3 protein-coding genes and 1 rRNA gene are annotated in these 3643 nt (G+C 50.2%); 1 reads left to right on the forward strand and 3 read right to left on the reverse strand.

The annotated features are described in order from the left end of the window. The coding region (locus QNK41_RS17910) for a hypothetical protein (RefSeq protein ID WP_319259582.1) at positions 1 to 256 on the forward strand (256 nt) is incomplete at its 5' end. Positions 257 to 434: 178 nt separating this feature from the next. On the opposite strand, the gene QNK41_RS17915 is transcribed toward QNK41_RS17910, so the two are convergent. The 3 genes from QNK41_RS17915 to rrf all read right to left on the reverse strand — a co-directional run. After that, positions 435 to 1823 (reverse strand): sigma-54 dependent transcriptional regulator, encoded by a 1389-nt coding sequence (locus QNK41_RS17915; RefSeq protein ID WP_319259585.1) that lies wholly within the window; start codon positions 1821 to 1823, stop codon positions 435 to 437. After that, positions 1810 to 3318 (reverse strand): sensor histidine kinase, encoded by a 1509-nt coding sequence (locus QNK41_RS17920; RefSeq protein WP_319259588.1) that lies wholly within the window; start codon positions 3316 to 3318, stop codon positions 1810 to 1812. The genes QNK41_RS17915 and QNK41_RS17920 overlap by 14 nt, the downstream gene beginning before the upstream one ends. Positions 3319 to 3557: 239 nt before the next feature. Continuing rightward, a 5S ribosomal RNA gene (gene rrf / locus QNK41_RS17925) occupies positions 3558 to 3643 on the reverse strand; the annotation flags it as partial.

Genomic DNA, 3643 nt, shown 5'->3' on the forward strand with positions numbered 1-3643 from the left:
GAGCATACCGGTGTTCCAGATCAACATCAATCAGTTCCACATCAACCTGGTCGGCCTGAAATGGATGGCGGACATCAGCTATGAAGTCAGCCTGACTCAGGACACGCAACTGGTTGCACGGGAGGTGGTGTCCGGAAGTGCGGAACGACTGAAAGTGATGGGGAGCGGCGGTGCGGAAAAAGTGATTGGGGAGATATTCACGGATATGATCAACCGGCTGAATATCGAACGATTATTCCAGCAGGCCAAACTGTGAGAACGTGCCGTCAAAATCCTTTGGCTATTTTAGTGTTCATCGTCATCTTCCAGGTTTGGGCTGACATAGAAAGATCCAGGAGGCCCAGGGTTCAAGGAGGCAATCGTCAATTCATTCAGTTCAGGTAAAGCGTAAAAGCTCCCCTTGACCCCTCGGATCCTTGAACCCCCGAGCCCTTCTATTTTTCGATACCATACAGCTTTATTTTGCTTAACAGAGAGGGGTGGCTGATCTCAAGCATGTTGGCCGCATGGGTTCGATTCCCGCCTGTTGCAGTGAGCGCCTTTCGGATCATCTTATCCTCCAGTTCTGCTTTGGCGGCTTTCAAAGAGAACCCGTCATAGCCGCTGCCCGTTGGATCCGGATTCGACGCCCCCCCTTTGCCAAAAACAAAATTTTCTAATTCCAAGGTGCTGCCATCCGCAAGGACGATGGCACGCTCGATGGCATTTTCCAATTCTCTGATGTTACCCGGCCAGTCATGTTGCATCAGCCCGGTCATGACTGCAGATGAGATATTCATGATACTGCTGCCAAGGCTTTTATTAAAGCGGTTTATAAAAAATTTGCACAGCAGGGGGATATCCTCCGGCCGATGCCGAAGCGGAGGCAGCGTTATGGGAACGACATTGAGGCGGTAAAACAAATCCTCCCTGAAATGCCCCGACGCCATTTCCTTTTCCAAGTCCTTCGAGGTAGCCGCAATCACGCGTATATCGACGGCTCTGGATTGGCCCCCGCCCACCGGACGAATTTCGCTTTCCTGAAGTACCCGGAGCAGCTTCGGTTGCAGGGAAACCGGAATATCGCCAATCTCATCCAGAAAAAGGGTTCCCCCTTCTGCTATTTCGAAAAGGCCCTTCTTATCTTTATCGGCCCCGGTAAAGGCACCCTTGACATGACCGAACAACTCACTTTCCATGAGACTCTCCGGTATGGAGGCACAGTTTACCGGAACCATGGGGCTGGACCGCCGGTCACTTTCCCGGTGGATACCTTGGGCCACCAGTTCCTTTCCGGTGCCGCTCTCACCGGTGATCAGCACGGTGCTGTCAAATCGGGCAACTTTCAAAGCCACGGAAAAAACGGTCTGAATGATGGGGCTCCTGCCCACCATGTTTCCAAATGAGAGACTGCCGCCGATACGCCGGATCCGGTCTTTGAGTTCAATGTTTTCTTTGGTCAGTCGCTCCCGTTCTTCCGCTTTTTTGATGGTCAGGCGGATTTCTTCATTTTTAAACGGTTTAGAAACAAAATCGTAGGCACCGAGTTTCATGGCCTCAATGGCCATGTCGATGCTGCCAAAGGCTGACATCATGATCACGGTAGTTGAAAACAGACGATCGCGCCCTGCCTTTAAAAATTCCATGCCGTTCATCCGCGGCATTTTCACATCGCAAAGAACGAAATCAAATTGATCGTCGGTTATTTTTTCAAGCCCGTCGGCGCCATCTTTGGCCGTAAAAATGGAATAACCGTAGCGCGTAAGCATCGTTTGAAGCATGTGGCGCATATTTTCTTCATCGTCGATGATCAGAATTCTTTTTTGTTTTTTATTGGCTACCATAAGAACCTGTCTTTCTATCCATAGCGATTACATCCCTGTGCTTAGCCAGCGGTAACACCACCTGAAAGACGGCCCCCATTTCTTCGCTGCCGGATACGGTGATGTGGCCACCCAGTTTTTCGACAATCATGAATGAAACACTAAGCCCTAACCCCGTTCCTTTTCCGGGAGGCTTGGTGGTAAAAAAGGGATCGAACACATGAGGCAAATTTGAGGGATGGATCCCGGGCCCACTGTCCTGAATGGTCACCTTGATAAAACCGCCTTCAGGTTCACTGGGCAAGCCGCTGTCATCAGTCGTGCATTCGGTGATCATCTGTATCCGTGCATCCGCGCTTGTATCGCTGCTTACCGCATCGACGGCGTTTAGCAGGATGTTCAAAAAGACCTGTCTGAGCCGATCGGGGTCAGCAAAAACAATATCGTCGGTGGCGTCAAGATTCGATTCGAAAACAATGGAATCTGCCGCCGGCTGGTAGCTGAGCACCACCATCAGGTCCTGGAGCAGTTGGTGGATGGACATCGCCTTTGATTCACCGACGGGGGATCTGGACATGTCGAGCAATTGCCGAATGATATGGTTGATCCGCGTGATCTCCTTTTCCGACCTGGCGACAAAGTCATTTCGTTCCTCAGATGTCAAATCCGCCTGTTTCAGTAAATCCAGATACCCTAAAACAATTCCGATGGGGTTGCCGATTTCGTGGGCGATGCCGGAGGTCAAGCGACCCACAGTGGCCAATTTTTCGGCACGGATGACATCGTTCTGCGCTTTCTTGAGTTCAACATTGGCGGCCTTGAGAGAGCCGATCGTTTCCTTCAGCACGCGCTTGTCGTCGGAAATGCGATCCAACATTTTATTCAGTGAAGAGGAGAGAACGGAAAACTCGTTGTCTTCTTTTCGAACAGAGAAGAACAATGTATCTTCATCTTGATAGGTTTCGGCGCGTTTTGCCAGCCTTTTCAGCGGCCTGAAATAGATCCGGGTGAGTTGGCGGTTGCCGAATAGTGCAAAAAAGAAGCTGTTAATAACCACAAAGATGAGGGATATCTTTTGTATCCTGCGAAAGTCCTGATAGATATTTGTCAGGGAACTCTCGAGACCTCCGGCGGCAACGGTTGCGCCATCTGATTTGATGGGACAGGTAATAATCACCGATTTGTGCTGCAAAAAAAGCAAACCAATCGTTTTCCCGGCCTTTCGGGTGGTCGCCAAACCAGTGTTCAGCGTCTGATAAACCGCTGTTTCAAGGGCGTCCGGCGTTTCCATAGGATGCCCGCCGGTCTGTGTTAGCGCGGACGCCTCGGCAAAAAATAACCGATCGCCCTTGGGCAGCACGCGCTTGTCTATCAGCAGACCCAGTGCATCATCGTTAATGGGAAACCGCCTGTGGTTTTGACAGGCAATCGCCAGAACAGATCGTTTTTGATCGATTTGTCGCGAAATGGTTCTTTCGAGAAAAATGAAAAGCACCAACACATCGATGAATAGCATGGATAAGAAGAACAATATCCAGAATTGAATAAAAACCCTGTTTTTAATCCCTCGAAAACCCATATTGAGGCCGATGTGTGAAAGGAATGGTAATGTGTTGCAAAGAATGGGTCCGCAATGATGCTGCGACCTTACCACAGATCGAAAAAAGGAGGAAGATCTGAAAATTTTATGGCAGAATAAAAACGAGGCAGCCCGCTCCCCGAAAGCTTGTGGGAGCGGGCTGGTATGAAGAAGGATTTCGGCGGCGTCCTACTCTCCCACACAGCTTCCCGTGCAGTACCATCGGCGCTGAAGAGCTTAACTTCCGTGTTCGGGATGGGAA

Origin of the sequence: Desulfosarcina sp. (assembly GCF_033791525.1) — a bacterium.
Lineage (GTDB): Bacteria > Desulfobacterota > Desulfobacteria > Desulfobacterales > Desulfosarcinaceae > Desulfosarcina.